This is a genomic window from Streptomyces sp. NPDC001933 (assembly GCF_042890955.1).
Classification (GTDB): domain Bacteria; phylum Actinomycetota; class Actinomycetes; order Streptomycetales; family Streptomycetaceae; genus Streptomyces.
This window is the reverse complement of the sequence record NZ_JBIASS010000023.1, coordinates 26,237-43,549: the sequence shown is the minus strand read 5'-3', so window position 1 is coordinate 43,549 and position 17,313 is coordinate 26,237. Positions and strand designations below refer to the sequence as shown.

Sequence of the window (17,313 nt, the reverse complement as noted above, 5' to 3'; positions counted from 1 at the left end):
AGCAGACGAAAGGACGTACCACATGCCCACGGAGGCCCAGCCCGGCCCGCTGCGAGTGCTCGTCTTCGGCGCCGCACTGCGGGCCGATTTATCCAACGCCCGCCTCGCGTCGCTCGTGGCCCGGCTGATTTCCGAACCCGTGTCCACCCGGACATGTTCAGCCTTGCCAACAGCTACCAGGCCCTCGCGGAGGACGGAACGCTGATCGACCCGGGGCTGCAGCAACGTCTGTCCGAAACCGTGGCCGGTTTCCTCGGCCTAGTCGAAGCCGATGTGCGTTACGTCTGTCTGGAGCGCCGGTGGTACGAATTCCTGGGCGACCGTACTGAGGCGTCCATCACCCAACGGGCCGAGGAATGAGCCCGACCGAGGGGCCGGCGCCCGGTGCCAGCTGATATTCCGCCGGGCTGGGGTGTCCAGGCGCACCCGGAGTAGTCTTGCGAACTGCTGACAGGAGCCGGTGCCGAAGGCGGTGTCGCAGCAGAAGAAGGAGCACCGCTTCAGGGTCGATGACCTACAGCCGCACGAACCGGGCCAGCACGGCGGGTCGCGTTCCGAACCGCAGCACCCCGGCCGCCGCCCCGCTCACCCGCACCCCCGCCCCGTCCCTGCCCTCCAGGACGTCTCCGGGTCGGCGTATGGCTTTCTTTCCTCAGCTGCGTACGGACGCATCCCCAGGTTCTGTCTGAGGGGGCGGGCAAGGTGGAGGAGCTGGGCTGGGATCGGTGTGCTGTCCCTTCGTGAGCTGGACGATCTCCCGTCAAATCTCGTTGAAAGGGTCTGGCTGCGGTGTGCGAAGGTGGCGCGCATGGGTAACTCGCGGGCGTATCCGGTCTTCCGTACCACCGACGCCGAGGAGTCCTGGACGCAGGCATTGCGCCTGATCGCTCTGCTGGAGGAGCGGGGCGACGAGGTGACCTTGATGGCCGATCTGCTGACCGTGAAGGACGCGCGGCGGATGGCGGCGGCGCTGCCCGGTGCAGGGTTCGACTACGCGGATGCCCGGGTGGACCCGGCGACGGGTGAGTTCCTGGATTTCGGCCTGGACATCGGCACCGCGGAGCACTCCGTGCTGGAGGCGGAACTCCCTCTGTCCGTCCTGCACTACGTCGCACCGGGCACCGTGGAGCGCCGGTTCGTGGAGGCGGTGGGCCGAGGTATCGCTTCGATCGGCTTGCCCGGCAGGTGGCCCGACGATCCGGAGACGGATTCGTACGGCGTCTCGAAGTACGACGGCGTGGAGGTCCTGTTCAACTGCGACGACTTGAACTGGTCGCAGCGGACCGATCACCACACCGTGTTCGCGCACGTCGACAAGTGGGGCGATCTGCCACGAGCCAGGGGCCTCGCCGCATTTCTCGGCAGCACCGTGCTGGGGGAGGCCCAGCTCGGGTGGTGAGGCGCCGGCACTCGGCGCGTCCACCTGCTGGATGAGGACAGATCGGCTTTCCCGGCTCGGCCGCCCGACCCGGCTGGCCATCGTTCCCTCGCTCGGCTGCATCTGCAGTGCCCAGCCACGGTCTGGACGAGGTCGGGCATGGAGTCGCGAAGGTCGGCGCGGACGAGCTGGTGGTGGCGGTGGGCCAGACCGCTTCAGAGCCTACCGGCGGGCCCGAAAGGGAAAGACCGAAGACCTGGCATAGATCAGATCAATCGCCAGCACCGGAGGCGCGGAAGCCGGGTCGCGATGAGTCGATGAGAGCGAGACGCGGCCCCGTTGCGCTTACCTGGACGCTGTCCTGGGTTCGCTTCGCCGCACGCCGACGCGCCGCAAGTGCGCCTGTTGGAACCCTTGTCGAGCGAGAATAGATCTGATCTACTTCCCACGCCATTGGACAGGATGCGAAACATCCTGGCATCCCTGAACGCAGGGGTGTGGGCAGGAGGGAGGCCTCGATCCCGCGACTTGAGGACGGTTGTGCGGGCGGATGGGCCGCTGAAGATCCACAACGGCGTGGCATCGGCCATCTCGACAAGTACAAGGACGTGAAATGAAAAGATTGCACAAGATCCAGTGCAGCGTCGTCGCGCTCGCGATGGTGCTCGCCTTTGCGGTCGGCAATGCACTAACGGGACCGCAAGCCCACGCTGCTCAAACGGGAGGCACGGCGCCGTACCTGAACCAATGGGCGGTCTCCGGTCCCTACACCAATCCAGTGGTCGAGCAGTCTCCCGAACCCGTTGTTCCCGCCATCGGCACCTCGTTTGCTGCCCCGAGCAGCAACGAGACGTCGACCTGGCAGTACTTCGACGATCGCATCTTCAATCGGAACTACGACGACTACAACGACCTGATGGGCTACTTCGACGTCAAGCAGGGCCAAGCCACGACCGACAAGTGGGTTGTGGCCGCAAGCTACGTCTACAGCCCGACCACGCAAGACGTTCAGTGGCAGGTTGGCAGCTCGGGCGTGTACCGGCTGTTCGCAAACGACGCTCAGGTTGGACAGCAAGGCAGCGTCGTGAACAGGGTCAACAAGAACGGCACGAAGTATCCTATTCAGCTGAAGCAGGGCTGGAACAAGCTTCTGATCGAGATTCGGCACAAGAACACCAGCAAGAACAAGAACTTCCTCGGCTTCTACGCGAGACTGTGCGACGGCAAGGGAGACCTAATCCCCGGCCTGACGCCCTCTGTGGCGGGCCCGAATGCATCCAACAATCAGCTGTCTGTTGTCACAAAGGGTCTCAGTGTTGACCGGGATGCGTTCGAGAAGCGCAACGTGAATACGCCGGCGAACGACTATCCTTCCAATACCTTGCCGTACGCCTACGACGAGAATCCGTACGTCGGGATGGTCGCGACCATCGACGGCAATCGGAACACGTCAGGTATCGCCCCACAGGCTGCTCCGTTCACTTTCCAGGCCGCCGGTGGAGCTCCTGGGTACTCGTGGACCGTCGCGCATGGCCAACTGCCGCCCGGGCTCACACTAGCGGCCGACGGTCACATCGACGGCACGGTCTCGGACGGTGCACAAGGAAATGCACAGAAGGATTATGCCTTCACCGTGAAGGTGACCGACGCTCAGGGTGCGTCCGCGATGCAGCAGTACACCATCACGGTCAAGAGGAACCCGGTCGATTGGTTCATCAACGGGAAGATGGCGGCCCTGTCACACACCACAGGGACCATGCCGAACCTGTACGACCCGAACTACAACTACGATGAATGGGCCCAGAAGGCCAAAGAGATGGGCATGACCATGCTTTCGACAGAAAGCATCCAGAACACCATCTACTACTGGCCGTCTCCGAATGCGAACCTGACCCCGAGTGACAGCAACAAGCTGTACAAGTACAACGCGCTGTACAAGGCTGATGACGGCACCTGGCACGTGAAGGACCGTGTAAAGCAGGCCAAGGAGGCTGCCGAGCGTTACGGATTGAAGTTCGGTGTCTACCTCTCATCGCTGCACGAGGGGTCCGAGATTCTTGAAAGCGACATCCAGGGCTTGGTCGCGCGATACGACCCGTGGTACGTGTTCGCCGATGGTGGCCCCGAGTCCTATTCCAACATCGACGTCGCCTGGAGCTCGGCCCGCAACTACAACGACCGGGTACTCATCGATGCGAACCCGAATGCGCAAACAGGCGATCAGGACATCACGTTGCACGAGCGGCCGTTCTGGAACAGCGAACCGTACACGGACGGCGGCTGGCATACCGGAATCCTGCCGCAGGGCAGGAAGGTCGCCCATGAGGAATGGAATGATCCCTACACCACAGCCCTGGACATCTGGACCCAATACGCCAAGGGCAATGAGCGGGACAACTGGGCCGAAGCAACAAAGGAACTGATCAACCAGTACGGCCACGGCTACGTCATGAACTATGACTCCTCGATCACCGTGACCCGCGGCATGGACAACCTGAGCAGCAATCTGGACAACACCAACATCTTCTCGATGGTCCCGATCTCCTCACAGCAACTGTCGGACATGCGCGCGTCGATCGTGAAGTGGATGGACAACAGCGCCGGGCATGATCTGCGCGAGTCCATGTACGGCACCACGCCGTACACCATGGACTACACGCTCAAGCCGGGCTGGTACACAGACCCGCAGAAGGCCATCGCTCACGGTCAGGGCCCCGAGTGGGGCTACGCCATGGCTCGCGACCAGTACACCTACATGCACATGGTCAAGAACCAGATTTCCGGCGTGGCGAAGTCAGGCTTCGGCGGCCAGGACCAAATGAGCCGGATCGGTCCGTTCGACTACAAGGTCGACGCCGTGAAGTGGCTGAACAAGGGGCTCGCGCTGCCATTCACCACGGAGCGGGACGGCAATAAGTACTACATCAACATCGACACGTCCCAGGTGACTGCGGATCCCATCGACACGATCATCAAGATCAGGACGAAGAGCCCGGTCAGGGAATACAAGATGACGAGCGTCAAGCTGTTCAGCAGCCAGACCTCGAAGAAGGCCCTGAAGCTCAGGGCCGAGAGCTACATGAACGACTACACCAACTTCTTCGCGCCGGCGAAGCTCAAGTTCACCAGCGACAACGAGGCGGTCGCAACGGTGGCCGGCTCCGGCCGGGTCAAGGCTGTCGGCGACGGGACCGCGACCATCACGGTGACCGCAACCTACGACGACGGTGTGAACGATCCTCAGGTCAAGACCGATACGTATCCGGTCAAGGTTCGCAAAGGTGCGATCTCGGCATCCCTCTCGCTTGTCGGCGTGAACATGTTCACGAAGGGGGCGCAGTTCTGGGGCCAGTTCTCGACGAACAAGGACCTCCCAGTGACCTTCAAGGCCTTCACCCGTAAGGGCGGCACGGTCGACATCCTCAATGCGTCCAAGATCAAATACCACTACGCGTCCGTCGACGGCAAGCGCGACAACGCGGCCGGCAAGATCGTGGTCACCGAGGTACCGGCCGACGAATCGCCGTTCGTTGTCGAAGGCAACACGATGAAGTTCACTGGCAAGGTCGCCAAGCCGACGATGTACAGCTACTGGGCCGACATCACGGTGGATGGGAAGACCTACACCTCAACCCGGAACTACGTCACGCTCCTCCCCGATTTCAATGCCGCGCAGGGGATCGCACCGGAGGTGTCTACCGACAGCGAGCACGCGAGCAAGTTGTCCGACGGCACCATCAATGATGCGTCGGGAGCCAACTCCGAAAAGTGGGTCGTGCCGGCCGGCGATGAATCGCCGAGCATCACCTACGACCTGCGGAAGATGCAAGACCTCACTCGCGTCAACGTCTTCTTCAACCATCACATGCCGAATCGCGACAATGTGACCTACTACAACGTGCCGAAGAAGGTGAAGATCGAGTACAGCGAAGATGGGGTGAAGTGGACCAAGGGAAACGAAACGTCGGTCCTGTCTGGGGCGGGTTTGCCGAAGTCGAAGGACACGCAGGCCGTTCCGACGAGTGACACGACACTGTACGGCTGGGAACAGGAGGGCCTCTACTACAACTATCCGGTCGATCCGGACCATTCCAGCGTGAAGGCGCGCTATGTGAGGGTCTCGTTCCCCGGCGGTGGCCAGAACGGCAGTCCGGTTGACGTGCTCGAGGTTCAGGCCTTCTCGTCGAGAGATCTCACCGCACTCGGCAGCATCAAACTGGATCCGAAAGTAGGCGCGGCCGGCCGCACCGTCGCGACTCATGTAGCAGGATTCTCCTTCCTCGGTCAGCCGATCGACCTGGGGGATGCAAAGCTCGCTTTCACCAGCGACGATCCATCCGTGGCCGAAGTCGGAGCCAACGGTGTGGTAACGGCCGCCGAGAAGGGGCGCGCCAGAGTCAGCGTGACCACGGAGCTGGATGGGTACCGCGCAAGCGATTACTTCTACGTCGACGTGGATGCATCCGGCAAGCTGTCCACTCCGGTATTCCTCAAAGAAGTGAAGCTGTCGCTCAACAAGAGCGACATCAAGACGAAGGAACCGATCGTCGGAGCAGTCGAAGGAACCCTGAGCACCGGCGCGAAGGCAGACCTGTCCAAGGCGACGGTCGCCTACGCGTTCAGCGACGACCGTCTGGCGAATGTACCGGGCAGCAACACCATCGTTTTGAAGGAGCCGATCACCGGCACATTCAAGGCGACTGCAGAAGCGGTCGTGACGTTGGACGGGGTGAAGGTACGCTCGAACCAAGAAGCGATCGTTGCGCGCAGCGCCAACATTGCCGATCAGGCAAAGGTGACGGTCTCCTCGGTCCGAGATCGAAACGGCGACCCGGACGGCAACAATCAAGACGACCGCTATCTCGGCACAAAGGCCATCGACGGTTCCAAAGCCACGTCCTGGGCGGCGAAGAAGGCTGACCGGACTCCGTGGATCAAACTCGACTTCCCCACTGCCGTGGAGATTGACCGCATCAATCTGATCGATCGCGGAGGGTCCGGCGACCGGATCGTGGAAGGAGTCCTGGAATGGGAAGGTGGCAGGAAGCGGGTCACCGACATCCAGTGGGATGGCCAACCTGACAATGTCGTGATGCTTGATGCACCCGTCAAGACCAACTGGGTGAAGTTCACCATCGATCCCGATGGCAAGTACGAAAACCCAACCGGCGCGGAGAGCGGTTTGGTCGAGCTTGAGGTGTACGAGGCGCAGAAGGTGACGTCCATCGTCGACTTCAAGACCGTTGCCGTCGATACGAAGGTCGGCACCGTGCCAACGCTGCCTGCGCAGACCGAGGCCGTCTACAGCGACGGCACGACCAAGTCCGTCGATGTGACCTGGGACCCCATCTCGGGGGACAAGGTGGCCAACGCTGGATGGTTCACCGTGGCGGGAGCTGTCGCCGACACGTCGGTCAAGGCGCGTGCGGTCGTCACCGTGATCGACAAGTAGCCAGCCCTGCAACTCAGTTGCCGAAGGCGAAAATGATCAAGCCGGCTCCCGCTGCCGCCCAGGCCTGGGCGGCAGCGGGAGTCCGTCATGAAGCTCCCTCTTGATGATGGACACCTGGAGACTGGGACGTGAGGTTCCAGAGGAAGTAGTGCCAGGTGGGAAGCAAGAGCAACCGCAGTAGGCGGTATGCGGAGGAGTTCAAGCACGACGCGGTCGCGCTGGTCCGGTCCTCCGGCAAGACCGTCACCGAGATGGCCCGGGAGATAGGGGGCAGCGCCGAGGGACTGCGGAACTGGGTCAAGCAGGACATGATCGACCGCGGGCAGGGGGCGCCGGGCGAACTGACGAGCACAGAGCGGGAAGAGTTGCGTCGGCTGCGGAGGTAGAACCGTGAGCAGGCCGAGACGATCGAGGTGCTGCGAAAAGCGGCGGTCTTCTTCGCGAAGGAGAGCGATCGATGAGCGAGGTGTACGCGTTCATCGAGGCGGAGAAAACCACACACTGGACGAGACGGCCCAGGACAATCGCGAGGAGCTCGTGCGGGCGACGCTCATCCGCACCATCCAGGCCCTGGACCACCTCGAAAGCCCGGAAGGCGCGGAAGCTGTCGCAGCCGCCGCTCTCATAGCGGCACAGTGCCCGGGCGGTGAACCAATCAGTACAAGTTACGGACCTGAAGAAGCCCTCCCAGCCTTCGCCGACGATCTTCGGCCGCTTGCTGTCGAGGCGCTCGACCGAGTACTTGCTAAGGAGTCAGAGCTCGCCGACCTCTGGGACGAGACACCCAGTGGTCCGAAGTGGCGCCAGACCATCAGCCGTCTTCGCGCCGTCCTCGCACCGGAGTCAGGGCAGGGCTTTGTGATCCGGTTGACGGTCCGGCGTTTCATCTGTGGGGCGGCGGACTGTCCGCGTCGGACGTCCGCCGAGCCGTTTTCCAGGTTGGCCGCCCCGTACGCACGGTTTACCAGGCGGCTCAACCGCGCCCTGAAGCGAGTGGGGCTCGCGCTGGCCGGGCGGGCCGACGCTCGGCTGGCAGCCCAGCTGGGCTTCGGCGCGGGAAGGATGACCTTGTTACGCAGGTACCCATTCGATGTCGACGAAGCCACCCGTCCTCTGCGTGCCGTAGGGACAGCGGGGTGGGCTCTCTTACGGCCGTGCCTGCGAGGGCAGGGTGAGGATCTCGACTCCGTCGTCGGTGATGGCGATGGTGTGCTCTCTGCGCGCGGTCCGGCAGCCCGTCGCGCTGCGCAGCGTCCAACTGTCGGCGTCGGTGACGAGCGTGGCCGGTGCGGACCACCGTGGGCTGTGCCGGCTGTGTCATGCGGGTCGGACGAGCCTGCCGCTCGTTGCTGACGGCGTCAGCTCTCCCGGCCCAGCTCAACCAGCCATCGGCCACAGGCGGGGGCACAGTGCGGGATCGGTGTAGTCGGGGGTGCCGTCCGGGCGGGCAGCGACCAGATGGTCGAGGTGGTGACCGGCCTTGGTTCCGTCAGGATTGAGGACAGTGGCGTGGCGATTGTCGCCGGGCTGCAGGTGGATGGCGATCGACCGGCGTGGTTCGCCGCTGTGGTTGGGTCCGCTGCCATGGAACGTCTTGCAGTGATGGAAGCTGATCTGGGCGCGGGTGAGCGGGACGCTGACGATGCGGAGATCGTGCTCGCCTGCGTGCCGCTCGATCGTGGTGAGGTCCTGGTCGAAGAAGCTGAGATCCGGTTGTTCGTTCCAGCGGTGGCTACCCGCCGCGAACATAAGAGGCCCATGGGCGTCCGTGACGTCGTGGAAGGGCACCCACGCGGTCAGCATCTCCTCGCTGGAGCAGCTGCGCCAGTAGTGCCGGTCGGTGTGCCATCCGACGTTGCCCGGTCGAGCCGAACCGTACGGCTTGTACAGCAGTTGGTCGTGCCACAGTCGGATCTCCTGCGCTCCGGCAAGTCGGGCGGCCGCCGCGGAGATGTAGGACTGGCGTACGAGAAGTGCCAGGTCCGCGACCCGCAGTGACGCATGGTCGTTCTTGCGCAGCACGTCGCCGTCGGTGGAACGCCACCCCCAATGCTTCCCTTCCGGGTCGCCGTGTACTTCGTGGTCGACATCGTCGGCGTAGTGGCGACGCATGCCGCGCTCGGCGGCGTCCAGTGCCTCGTCGGTGAGGACCGGCGGGGAGACCCAGTACCCGTTCTCCTGGTAGAACGCCACGTCCTCGTCAGTCGGAAGCAGATCGAATGTCTTGTTCGTCATACCTCGGACGTTACGAGAACAGGTCTTGCCTCAGCGTGCAGGTGACCCGGGCGAATGTACACAATCCTCGGGTGACGATCGAGCGCCCCACTGGACTCAGCGCCGGGTTCCATGCGCACCTGCGGCAGGCCGGCGTGCCCGGGCTGGCCCACGCAGGTGATCAACATGCCCCCACCAGCTGGGTAATCGGCAGCCACACCCACGACGTCTGGGAGCTGTACCTGCAGCTGACCGGTCCACCGACCCGTTGGACGGTGGCGGACCACACCTGGCATGTTCCGGCGCGCGGCCTGCTGATGGTGCCTCCAGACGTGCCGCATGCCATGGCGGAGTCCAGTACCGCGCCCTACCACTTCCACTTCGCCGCGCTCGCGCCCGCGGACATCGTGCCGCCGGACGATCTGCACCCCCTGTGGGGGCAGCGCCGGCCGTTCGTGATCACGGATGCCGGATCGATGGTGGCGCCGTTCGCGCTGTTCCTGAGGGAGGTCGCCACGCACCAGCCGCTACGCACCGTCGGACTGGCCTGTGCCGCCGCCTTGCTCGTGATCGAGGCATCGCGGCTGGCCGACAGCCGACCACCGGTCCGCCATCTGGCTATGCATCCGGCCATCGCAACGGCCAATCGGCGAATTGAGAACCATCTCGCCGACGGCCTCACGGTCGATGACCTGGCAGTGGCCGCGCACTTGTCACCCGCCCACTTCGCCGAACTGTTCCGCACCGAGATCGGTGAAACACCTGCCCGGTACCGCACCCGCCTGCGCATGGAACGCGCCCGGCTGCTGCTCGCTGAGACCGACCTGCCGATCACTGTGATCGCCATGGACCTCGGCTACTCGTCGTCTCAGCATTTCGCCACGGCCTTCCGCCGTGAGACCGACACGACGCCGTCACGGTACCGCTGTGCGGTCAGGAGCCATGGTCCTTCCGGGCCCGCTGGGTTCGTTCTCGCCGATCAGGCATAGGGCTGGTGCCGGGGCCCGGCAGAGGACGTGACCGACCGACTGATCACCGGCCTGCAGCCACCGGAGGAAAGCCGCGACGGATCACGTCCGTCTCGCAAACACCGCCGTCCGTCGCGGGTCTACAGAGAGCGCTGGCCGGATACCTAATGTCGTTCCCGAACCCGGCCGCACTCCGACCGGTCAGGACGTGGGAGGAACACAGTGACGATGACGTTGGGAACGGCCGACCTCACGGCCCTGGCCAGCCATTACAGCGAGAACGGTTACGTGCTCGTCAAGGGGTTGCTGAGCAGGGAGGAGGCGGCTGCCTACCGCCAGTGTGCCCACGATGTGCTGGCCATGCTGGACGACGACGAGAACGCGACGTGGGACTCGGCGGCCGGCATCGCGGCCGGAACACCGACCCGGCTGCAGCATCTGCACGACGTGCAGTTCTACGCCGCGGCGTTCTCCCGGCTGCTGACGGACGAGCGCTTCACCCGCATCGCCGCAGCGGTGCTGGGCGGGCCGAACGTGCAGCTGCATCACACCAAGCTGTTCGTGAAGCCGCCGGAGAACGGGTCGCCGTTTCCTCCGCACCAGGACCACCCGTTCTTCCCGCACACCTTCCACCGCGTCGGTGCCGCGATCTTTCACCTGGACGACGCTCCGGAGGAGAAGGGCTGCGTTCGGATCGTGCCGGGCAGCCACCGCCAGGGGCCTCTGGAGCATGTGGAGGATGGCGGCCATCACCTTCCTGACGTGTCGTTCGACGCGACCGTGCCGCTTCCCGCCGAGGCCGGGGACGTGCTCTTCTTCTCCTATTTGACCGTCCATGCCTCCGGTGTCAACCTCAGCGGCGAGGCTCGCACCACCTGGCTGGTGCAGTTCCGGGACCCGGCGGATCCGCCAGTGATCCGGGCGCATGACCACTCACTGGGACAGGGCATGATGCTGGCCGGCGTCGACCCCACGGGCAGGAGAACCGGTTGAACCTGAAGAATGTGGCGAATGCCGGTTCGCTCACAGAGCTGAGTGGTGTGCTGCAGACCTGCCAGGCCGGGGCCTTCCAGGTCGACTTCTTCAGCTGGGGCTTCTATCCGACGTCGCCATGGCGCAACTACTGGCACCGGCACTCCTTCTATGAGGTCTGCCTTGCCTACAGCGGCGCCGGGCGGTTCAGCATCGGCGCGGAGCATCACGACGTCGGTGCCGGTGACGTCTTCCTCGCACGGCCCGGTGACGTGCACGAGATCGAGTCAAGTCACACGGACCCCCTGGGCATTGCCTTCTGGAGCTTTGCTCTACGGGCCGGGAAGCACGGCCCAAGTCCTGGAGAACGGGGCTGGTGGTCGGGGCTCACCGACACCACAAGGCCGGCGGTGTCACGGCGTATCGGTTCGTTGGCGTCCCTGGTCACGGCACTTGGCGAGCATGCGGCTCCGGTACGGTCCGGGTACGAGTCCGTACTCTCCGGCCTCGGGGCCGCACTCGTGGTGGACACCGCGCGAGCCTTCGCGGCCGAGGAAGATCTGTGTACACGGTCACCTGCGGCGACCCGGCTGTCGCCCGCGGTGGTGGCGATGCAGCGCTACCTGGCCGACAACCTGTCCCGGCCCATGACGGTCCGGGACGTCGCGGCCGCCGTTCACCTGTCGGCACGCCATGCCGAGCGGCTGTTCCGGCACGAAACCGGTGGCTCGTTGATGGCGACCCTCCGCCGGATGCGGCTCGGTCTGGGCGCGGCCCTGCTCCTCGACGCCGGCACTTCAGTGACGGAAGTGGCCCAAGCCTGCGGTTATTCCGACGTCCGTGCCTTCAGCACCGCGTTCCGGCGCCTGTACGGCCACCCACCCCTTGCCCACCGTGCCCTTGAGGGCACGGTGCACCTGTGACGACACTGGACCTGTGCCCCCGAAGAGAGCCGAGGCGAGTCTCTCGACACAGAGGGTTCAGGCCAGGTGGTCCGGCATAGAGGTTCAGAACCTGGTACTCAGGCGGTCCGGCGAAGCCGGATCAGCGAGCTGGCGTAGTCGCCGGCGGGCAGGGCCGGGCCGATGCCGCGTCGTACCAGGACGGCGCCGCTGTGGGGCGTGCCTGCGTCCAGGTCCGGGTACCGGGCCGTGGGGTCAAGGGCCGGCAGGACGAGTGCTGTGGGTGGGTGGCCGAAGCGGGTCGTGGGGCGCCATGCGAGAACGGCGTGTTCGGCGCCGTCCTGGGAGGCGTAGTGCACGCCCGTCACGCCGCCGGAGCCGCTCAGGCGATGCTGTCACCCGTGCTGTACGAGGGGGCGGATCTCCTTGTAGCGGGCGACGAGCGCCGCTGCCTCGTCGAGTTCCTCCTCGGACCAGCGGGTGAGGTCTCCGCCGAGGCCGAGCGCTCCGGCCATCGCCACGTGGCAGCGGAAGCGCAGGGGAGTGGCTCGGCCGGTGGCGGTGTTGGGACTGTCGGTCACTCGGGCGGCCACGGTCTGCGCGGGGAAGAGCTGGCTGAAGCCGTGCTGGATGCCGATCCGGTCGACGGGGTCGGTGTTGTCGGAGGTCCAGGCCTGGTCGGTGCGGGCGAGGATGCCGAGATCGACCCGGCCGCCCCCCGCCCGCGCAGGCCTCGATCCGCAGGCCGGGGTGGTCGGCGCGCAAGCGGTCCATGATGCGGTACACGGCGCGGGTGTGGTCGATCCACAGCCGGTCGGGGTCGGGATGTCCCGGCCAACCTGCCTCGGTGACGAGTTGGTTGGCGTCCCACTTGAGCCAGTCGACGGCATGGTCACGAACCAGTCGGTCCAAGCTATTTAGCGCCCACGCCTCGACCTCGGGGCGGGCGAAGTTCAGCATGAGCTGATTGCGCAGCTCGGTGGCCTCCCGGGTCGGTGTGTGGACGACCCAGTCCGGATGGGCAGGGGTTGGCGTGGTCGCTGGTGACGCCGCAGCGGCTGGTGAAACGGTCTCGGTGACCGTGAGCCGGTCGCGCTGCAGCTGGAACTCGCTGTTCCAACCGCCGACGAGGTGGCTGAGGCGGTAGTCGGGCAGAGGCGGCGCCGTCCAGGAGGCGGAGTCCAGCCGGTCGACCGTGATCGGACCGGCGTCCTCGGCCCCGGTGTGGGTGAGTTCCACCCAGCGTTCGATGACGTCGCTGCCGGGGCGGACCCGGTAGCAGAGCTCGGCAGTCAGCGAGTAGTGACGGTCGGTCAGGCGCAGGCGAATCTGCCCGTCTTCGATGTGGTGGCCGGTGAAGTGCCACTGGGCGCCCCGCGTGCCGTCGGCGAAGCAGACCTGGAGGCTTGCCGGCCCGAAGCGGGCTACGGTCTGCGGAGCGAGTTCGTCCGGGGCGGCGTCGGCCTCGAAGCTGCTTGGCCGCGGGGGAGGCGGCGTCGGGCAGCGCCTTGAGCTCTGCGTCGTCGAGGCCGGGCCCCCAGCACAGATGTCGGGGGCTGCCGTCGGAGCCGATGCGTAGGGCGAACACGCTGTGGGGGTCCGGAGGACCGCGAGCCCGAGGGCGCGGTCGAACGTAACGGTCGAGGACGTTCGAGGCACGAGTGGTCCCAGGAAGCTGTCGAGCGAACATGCGGATCGATGCGCGACGGAGGGGCGGCCGCCGGCAGGGCCCCAGGCGAGGCCCGGAAGTGACCCGAGAGTAGGGTCACGGTCCGCGAAAATCAATACTGGACGAACTTATTTATTTGCCTTACGTTGCCGTCGTGTTTCCAAAGCAATCAGGGCCGTTGGTCACCGCCCCGGCCGAAATCGCCGTCCTGAGCCTCCTGTTGGCCGAGAGCCCGCTCAGTCGGGTCGAGCTGGCCCGGCGCACAGGGCTGTCCTCGACCGCAGTGACCAAGGCTGCCAGGCCGTTGATCGACGGCGGCTACCTGCACGAACTTCCTCCGGAGCGGACCGCTCCGGGGGCCGGGCGCCCGGTGAACCCGCTGTCCGTCACCCCGGACCGCGAGTTCTTCGTCGGTGTGAAGATCAGTGCCGACACCCTGTACGGCACGGTGTGCGACCTGCGGTCCCGGCCCCGTGTTCATGCCAGCCGCCCGCTGGATGACCGCGAACCGATGGCGGTGTGTGCCCTGATCGCTGACATGGTCGACGAACTGCTCGATGCGGAACCGGAGTTCCGGGCCCGGACGCGAAACCTGGGGATCGCCGTCTCCGGAGACGTCGACAGGCCCCGGGGGAGCGTGCGCTACTCGGTGCTCCCCGGCTGGCGCAATGTGCCGCTCGCCGACATCGTGGCCCGTTCGACAGGGCTGAACGTTGTGATAGACAACGATGTCAAAGCCTTGACCGTCGCCGAGCACTGGTTCGGCGAGGGCATCGGGACCGAGTACTTCGCGCTGGTCACTATCGGCGCGGGCATCGGCTCCGGCATAGTCGTCAATGGCCAACTGGTCGACGGTGCGTACGGGGTCGCCGGCGAGATGGGACACATCAGTGTCGATCCGGCGGGGCCGCGCTGCCACTGCGGTGGGATCGGCTGCGTCGAGGCGATCGCATCGAGTGACGCCATCCTCGGCGCGGTGCGCCGAGCCACCGGCCGAAAGGACCTCGACTTCGACGGCACGGTCCGCCTCGCCCGCGACGGAGACCCCGCCGCGCGGGAGGCGTTCGTCCGAGCCGGTAAGGCCATCGGCGTCGGCATCGCCACCCTTGTGAGCCTCCTGGGCCCCGAACGTGTCGTCGTCACCGGAGAAGGGCTCGAGACCTACGACCTCTTCGGAGCACACATCAAGGGGACCTACGACGCGCGCTGCTTCAAAGCGGCCGCGAAATGTCCGCTGACCCTGCGTCCTCTGCCCTGGGAGGAATGGGCCCGAGCCGCCGCCGTCGTCAGCGTCCAAGCGCTCTTCCCGTGAAGACACCGCGGACCTCGACGAACCGCCACACCATGAGCGCCGTCTGACCGGGTTACCGGTCATCGGCCCACGTCCCCGGCGTGACCGGTGTCCGTCACCGCCTGCCAGCTGTGAACGTCGGACACCGGCCCCGCCGGACAACACAACCCGCACGCCCACATCACCACGCGAGGAAACGACATGAGCGCACAGAGAGCCCAGCTTAGCCGCAGAGGATTCCTCGGAGGATCCCTCCTCTTCGTCGCCGGAACGGCGATCGGCTGCACCACCAGCCCGACCGACGGCTCCTCGTCCGGAGCGAAGACCACCCTGAACGTCTGGTCCCACGCCTACGGGGAGGCCGGCACCCAGCAGGCCCTCACCCGCTACGCCACCGAGTTCACCAAGGCGAACCCGGACATCGCCGTCAAGGTCACCTGGGTGCCCGGCGACTACACGGCCAAGCTCAACGCGTCGCTGCTCACCGACGCAGCACCCGATGTCTTCGAACACGGCGACTTCACGCAAGGACTCGCCCGCCGCGGCCAGGTCGCCGCACTCGACGCGCAGTACGGAAGCGCCAAGGACGACTTCAACCAGGGCGACCGTGACCTGGTGACCGTCGACGGGAAGCTCTACGGCGTCAAGATGCTCGACGACGTCCAGATGCTCTACTACCGCAAGAGCGCCCTCGCCAAGGCCGGGATCACCCCGCCCACCACCTTCGACGCGCTCGTCACCGCCGCCAAGGCTCTGACCACCAAGAAGAGCAAGGGGCTGTTCGTCGGCAACGACGGAGTCGGCGAGACTCCGGCCCTCTCGGTGTTCTCCAACCGCGGCGAACTGGTCGCCGACGGCAAGGTGGCCTTCGCCTCGCCCCAGGCCGTCGAGGCCGTCACAGCCCTGAAGCGCCTTCACGACGACAAGTCCCTGCTGCTGGGCTTCACCACCGACTGGTGGGATCCCTCGGCCCTCGCCCAGGGCGTCGTGCCGATGCAGTGGTGTGGGCTCTGGGCCATGCCCGCCATCAAGGACGCACTCGGCGACGACTTCGGCATCCTGCCGTGGCCCGCCTTCAAGGCCGGCGGTGCTCCGGTCCTGCGAGTCGGCGGCTGGACGAGCTGCGTCAACGCCAAGGGCAAGAACGTGGACGCGGCCAAGAAGTTCGTCCAGTGGCTCTGGATCGAGCAGACCGATCTCCAGAAGGACTGGTCCGAGAGCTACGGCCTCCACGTCCCGCCGCGTAAGTCCGTCGCCGCCACGGCCGGCAAGCTCAGCAAGGGAGTTGCCAAGGAGGCCGTCGAGCTGGCCGCGAAGTACGGCAGGAGCAACCCGAACACGTGGGACTCCGCCTCCGGCACCCCGTTCGGCGCCGCCGCCGCGAAGATCGTCGCCGGCCAGGGAGACCCCGCGCGGCTCCTCGCCGATGCGGCCCGACAGGCCCAGACCGCCGTGGACAAGCAGCTGTCCTGATGAATGCCACCACGCACTCCGTGCCACGCTCCGAGAGAGCAGGGCGCCCCGCGGACATACCGCGGGGCCCCGCCCGGACCCGCGGTCGCCGCGCCGACCTGCGTGCCTGGGGCGCGTTCGCCCTGCTCACCGCTCCGATGCTGATCGGCCTCGGAGTGTTCAAGTACGTCGCCATCGCCTGGAGCTTCCTGCTCAGCCTCAGCGACGCCCAGGGCACCATCGCGCTCGGCGACTGGGTGGGGATCGACAACTACCGGCAGCTGTTCGACGACGCCGTCTTCCGGACCTCGCTGGTCAAGATCCTGCTGTTCACCCTGTTCATCGTGCCGATCACGTTCGCGGCTTCGCTCGGCCTCGCGCTCCTCGTGCACCGGATCCGGCGGGGCCGGGCCGTCCTGCGGACCGCGTTCCTGATCCCAGCCGCCGTCTCGTACGTCGCGGCCTCGCTGCTGTGGAAGATGTCCCTGTTCAGCGGGATGCCGGCGGGCATCGCCAACACGGTCGGCGGCTGGTTCGGGATGGAGGCCGTCCCCTGGCTGCAGACCAGCTCGCCCCCGCTGTACTGGATCGTCCTGGTGACCCTGCGACTGTGGCTCCAGGTCGGGTTCTACATGGTGCTCTTCCTCGCGGGCCTGCAGGCGATCCCGAAGGAGATCTACGAGGCCGCGGCCCTGGACGGAGCCACCGGGCTGCGTCTGCTGCGCCGGATCACCCTGCCGATGCTGCGCAACACCTCGGTGGCCGTGCTGATGCTGCTGTTCATCGCGGCCTTCCAGGCGTTCGACGAGTTCTACAACCTGTTCGGCGGCGGTCTCTCCGGAACGGGCACCGCGCCGGTGAAGACCCCGCTGATGTACCTCTACGACACCGCGATGGGCGTCCAGAACTACGGTCTCGGATCGGCCGGCGCCTTCGTCCTCACGGCCCTGATCGTCGGAGTGACGCTGGTCCAGGGGCGGATCACGGGCTTCGGAAAGAGCGAGGAGTGAGACCG

13 protein-coding genes and 3 pseudogenes are annotated in these 17,313 nt (G+C 65.8%); 11 read left to right on the top strand and 5 right to left on the bottom strand.

Features of this window, described 5'->3' with window-relative positions; all coding sequences use genetic code 11:
- Positions 1-153: 153 nt before the first annotated feature.
- The 5 genes and pseudogenes from ACFYY7_RS37270 to ACFYY7_RS37250 form a co-directional block, all read left to right on the top strand.
- Positions 154-360, top strand: a complete 207-nt coding sequence (locus tag ACFYY7_RS37270; RefSeq protein ID WP_388668307.1) for a hypothetical protein — start codon at positions 154-156, stop codon at positions 358-360.
- Positions 361-808: 448 nt separating this feature from the next.
- Positions 809-1,399 (top strand): hypothetical protein, encoded by a 591-nt coding sequence (locus ACFYY7_RS37265; RefSeq protein ID WP_388668304.1) that lies wholly within the window; start codon positions 809-811, stop codon positions 1,397-1,399.
- 592 nt (positions 1,400-1,991) lie between these two features.
- Positions 1,992-6,830, top strand: a complete 4,839-nt coding sequence (locus ACFYY7_RS37260; RefSeq protein ID WP_388668301.1) for a discoidin domain-containing protein — start codon at positions 1,992-1,994, stop codon at positions 6,828-6,830.
- Between the two features lie 155 nt (positions 6,831-6,985).
- On the top strand, positions 6,986-7,216 hold the full coding sequence (locus ACFYY7_RS37255; protein ID WP_388668298.1) for a transposase: 231 nt from the start codon (positions 6,986-6,988) through the stop codon (positions 7,214-7,216).
- A 4-nt stretch (positions 7,217-7,220) separates the two neighbouring features.
- Positions 7,221-7,577, top strand: a pseudogene (locus tag ACFYY7_RS37250) (DUF4259 domain-containing protein); the annotation flags it as partial.
- 399 nt (positions 7,578-7,976) lie between these two features.
- Here the strand turns inward: ACFYY7_RS37250 and ACFYY7_RS37245 are convergent.
- A pseudogene (locus ACFYY7_RS37245) lies at positions 7,977-8,114 on the bottom strand (type I methionyl aminopeptidase); the annotation flags it as partial.
- Positions 8,115-8,207: 93 nt separating this feature from the next.
- The gene (locus tag ACFYY7_RS37240; protein ID WP_388668295.1) at positions 8,208-9,065 is read right to left on the bottom strand and encodes a phytanoyl-CoA dioxygenase family protein; all 858 of its coding nucleotides are present in this window, start codon (positions 9,063-9,065) and stop codon (positions 8,208-8,210) included.
- Between the two features lie 71 nt (positions 9,066-9,136).
- On the opposite strand from ACFYY7_RS37240, the gene ACFYY7_RS37235 reads away from it, so the two are divergent.
- The 3 genes from ACFYY7_RS37235 (at position 9,137) to ACFYY7_RS37225 (ending at position 11,907) form a co-directional block, all read left to right on the top strand.
- On the top strand, positions 9,137-10,033 hold the full coding sequence (locus tag ACFYY7_RS37235; protein WP_388668291.1) for a helix-turn-helix domain-containing protein: 897 nt from the start codon (positions 9,137-9,139) through the stop codon (positions 10,031-10,033).
- 207 nt (positions 10,034-10,240) lie between these two features.
- Complete coding sequence (locus tag ACFYY7_RS37230) at positions 10,241-11,005, top strand: phytanoyl-CoA dioxygenase family protein (RefSeq protein WP_388668287.1); 765 nt, start codon at positions 10,241-10,243, stop codon at positions 11,003-11,005.
- On the top strand, positions 11,002-11,907 hold the full coding sequence (locus ACFYY7_RS37225) for a helix-turn-helix domain-containing protein (RefSeq protein ID WP_388668284.1): 906 nt from the start codon (positions 11,002-11,004) through the stop codon (positions 11,905-11,907). The genes ACFYY7_RS37230 and ACFYY7_RS37225 overlap by 4 nt, the downstream gene beginning before the upstream one ends.
- Positions 11,908-12,005: 98 nt before the next feature.
- Here the strand turns inward: ACFYY7_RS37225 and ACFYY7_RS37220 are convergent, their stop codons facing one another.
- The 3 genes and pseudogenes from ACFYY7_RS37220 to ACFYY7_RS37210 all read right to left on the bottom strand — a co-directional run.
- Positions 12,006-12,254 (bottom strand): GH36 C-terminal domain-containing protein, encoded by a 249-nt coding sequence (locus ACFYY7_RS37220; protein WP_388668281.1) that lies wholly within the window; start codon positions 12,252-12,254, stop codon positions 12,006-12,008.
- Positions 12,255-12,281: 27 nt separating this feature from the next.
- Entirely contained in the window at positions 12,282-12,776 is a 495-nt protein-coding gene (locus ACFYY7_RS37215) for an alpha-galactosidase (RefSeq protein ID WP_388668420.1), read from the bottom strand.
- Positions 12,670-13,545, bottom strand: a pseudogene (locus tag ACFYY7_RS37210) (glycoside hydrolase family 36 N-terminal domain-containing protein); the annotation flags it as partial. The gene ACFYY7_RS37215 and the pseudogene ACFYY7_RS37210, both read right to left, overlap by 107 nt.
- A 164-nt stretch (positions 13,546-13,709) precedes the next feature.
- On the opposite strand from ACFYY7_RS37210, the gene ACFYY7_RS37205 reads away from it, so the two are divergent.
- The 3 genes from ACFYY7_RS37205 to ACFYY7_RS37195 all read left to right on the top strand — a co-directional run bounded on the left by ACFYY7_RS37205 (position 13,710) and on the right by ACFYY7_RS37195 (position 17,308).
- On the top strand, positions 13,710-14,867 hold the full coding sequence (locus ACFYY7_RS37205; protein WP_388668278.1) for an ROK family protein: 1,158 nt from the start codon (positions 13,710-13,712) through the stop codon (positions 14,865-14,867).
- Positions 14,868-15,047: 180 nt separating this feature from the next.
- Positions 15,048-16,319 (top strand): ABC transporter substrate-binding protein, encoded by a 1,272-nt coding sequence (locus ACFYY7_RS37200; protein WP_388668275.1) that lies wholly within the window; start codon positions 15,048-15,050, stop codon positions 16,317-16,319.
- Entirely contained in the window at positions 16,319-17,308 is a 990-nt protein-coding gene (locus tag ACFYY7_RS37195) for a carbohydrate ABC transporter permease (RefSeq protein ID WP_388668272.1), read from the top strand. The genes ACFYY7_RS37200 and ACFYY7_RS37195 overlap by 1 nt, the downstream gene beginning before the upstream one ends.
- The last annotated feature ends 5 nt before the right edge of the window (positions 17,309-17,313 follow it).

What these genes read in the sequence shown, in the direction of transcription:
- ACFYY7_RS37270 (WP_388668307.1), top strand. Translation starts at nt 154, where the DNA reads ATGTTCAGCCTTGCCAACAGCTACCAGGCCCTCGCGGAGGACGGAACG.
- ACFYY7_RS37260 (WP_388668301.1), top strand. Translation starts at nt 1,992, where the DNA reads ATGAAAAGATTGCACAAGATCCAGTGCAGCGTCGTCGCGCTCGCGATG.
- ACFYY7_RS37230 (WP_388668287.1), top strand. Translation starts at nt 10,241, where the DNA reads ATGACGTTGGGAACGGCCGACCTCACGGCCCTGGCCAGCCATTACAGC.
- ACFYY7_RS37240 (WP_388668295.1), bottom strand. Translation starts at nt 9,065, where the DNA reads ATGACGAACAAGACATTCGATCTGCTTCCGACTGACGAGGACGTGGCG.
- ACFYY7_RS37195 (WP_388668272.1), top strand. Translation starts at nt 16,319, where the DNA reads ATGAATGCCACCACGCACTCCGTGCCACGCTCCGAGAGAGCAGGGCGC.
- ACFYY7_RS37200 (WP_388668275.1), top strand. Translation starts at nt 15,048, where the DNA reads ATGAGCGCACAGAGAGCCCAGCTTAGCCGCAGAGGATTCCTCGGAGGA.
- ACFYY7_RS37265 (WP_388668304.1), top strand. Translation starts at nt 809, where the DNA reads ATGGGTAACTCGCGGGCGTATCCGGTCTTCCGTACCACCGACGCCGAG.
- ACFYY7_RS37215 (WP_388668420.1), bottom strand. Translation starts at nt 12,776, where the DNA reads ATGCCGTCGACTGGCTCAAGTGGGACGCCAACCAACTCGTCACCGAGG.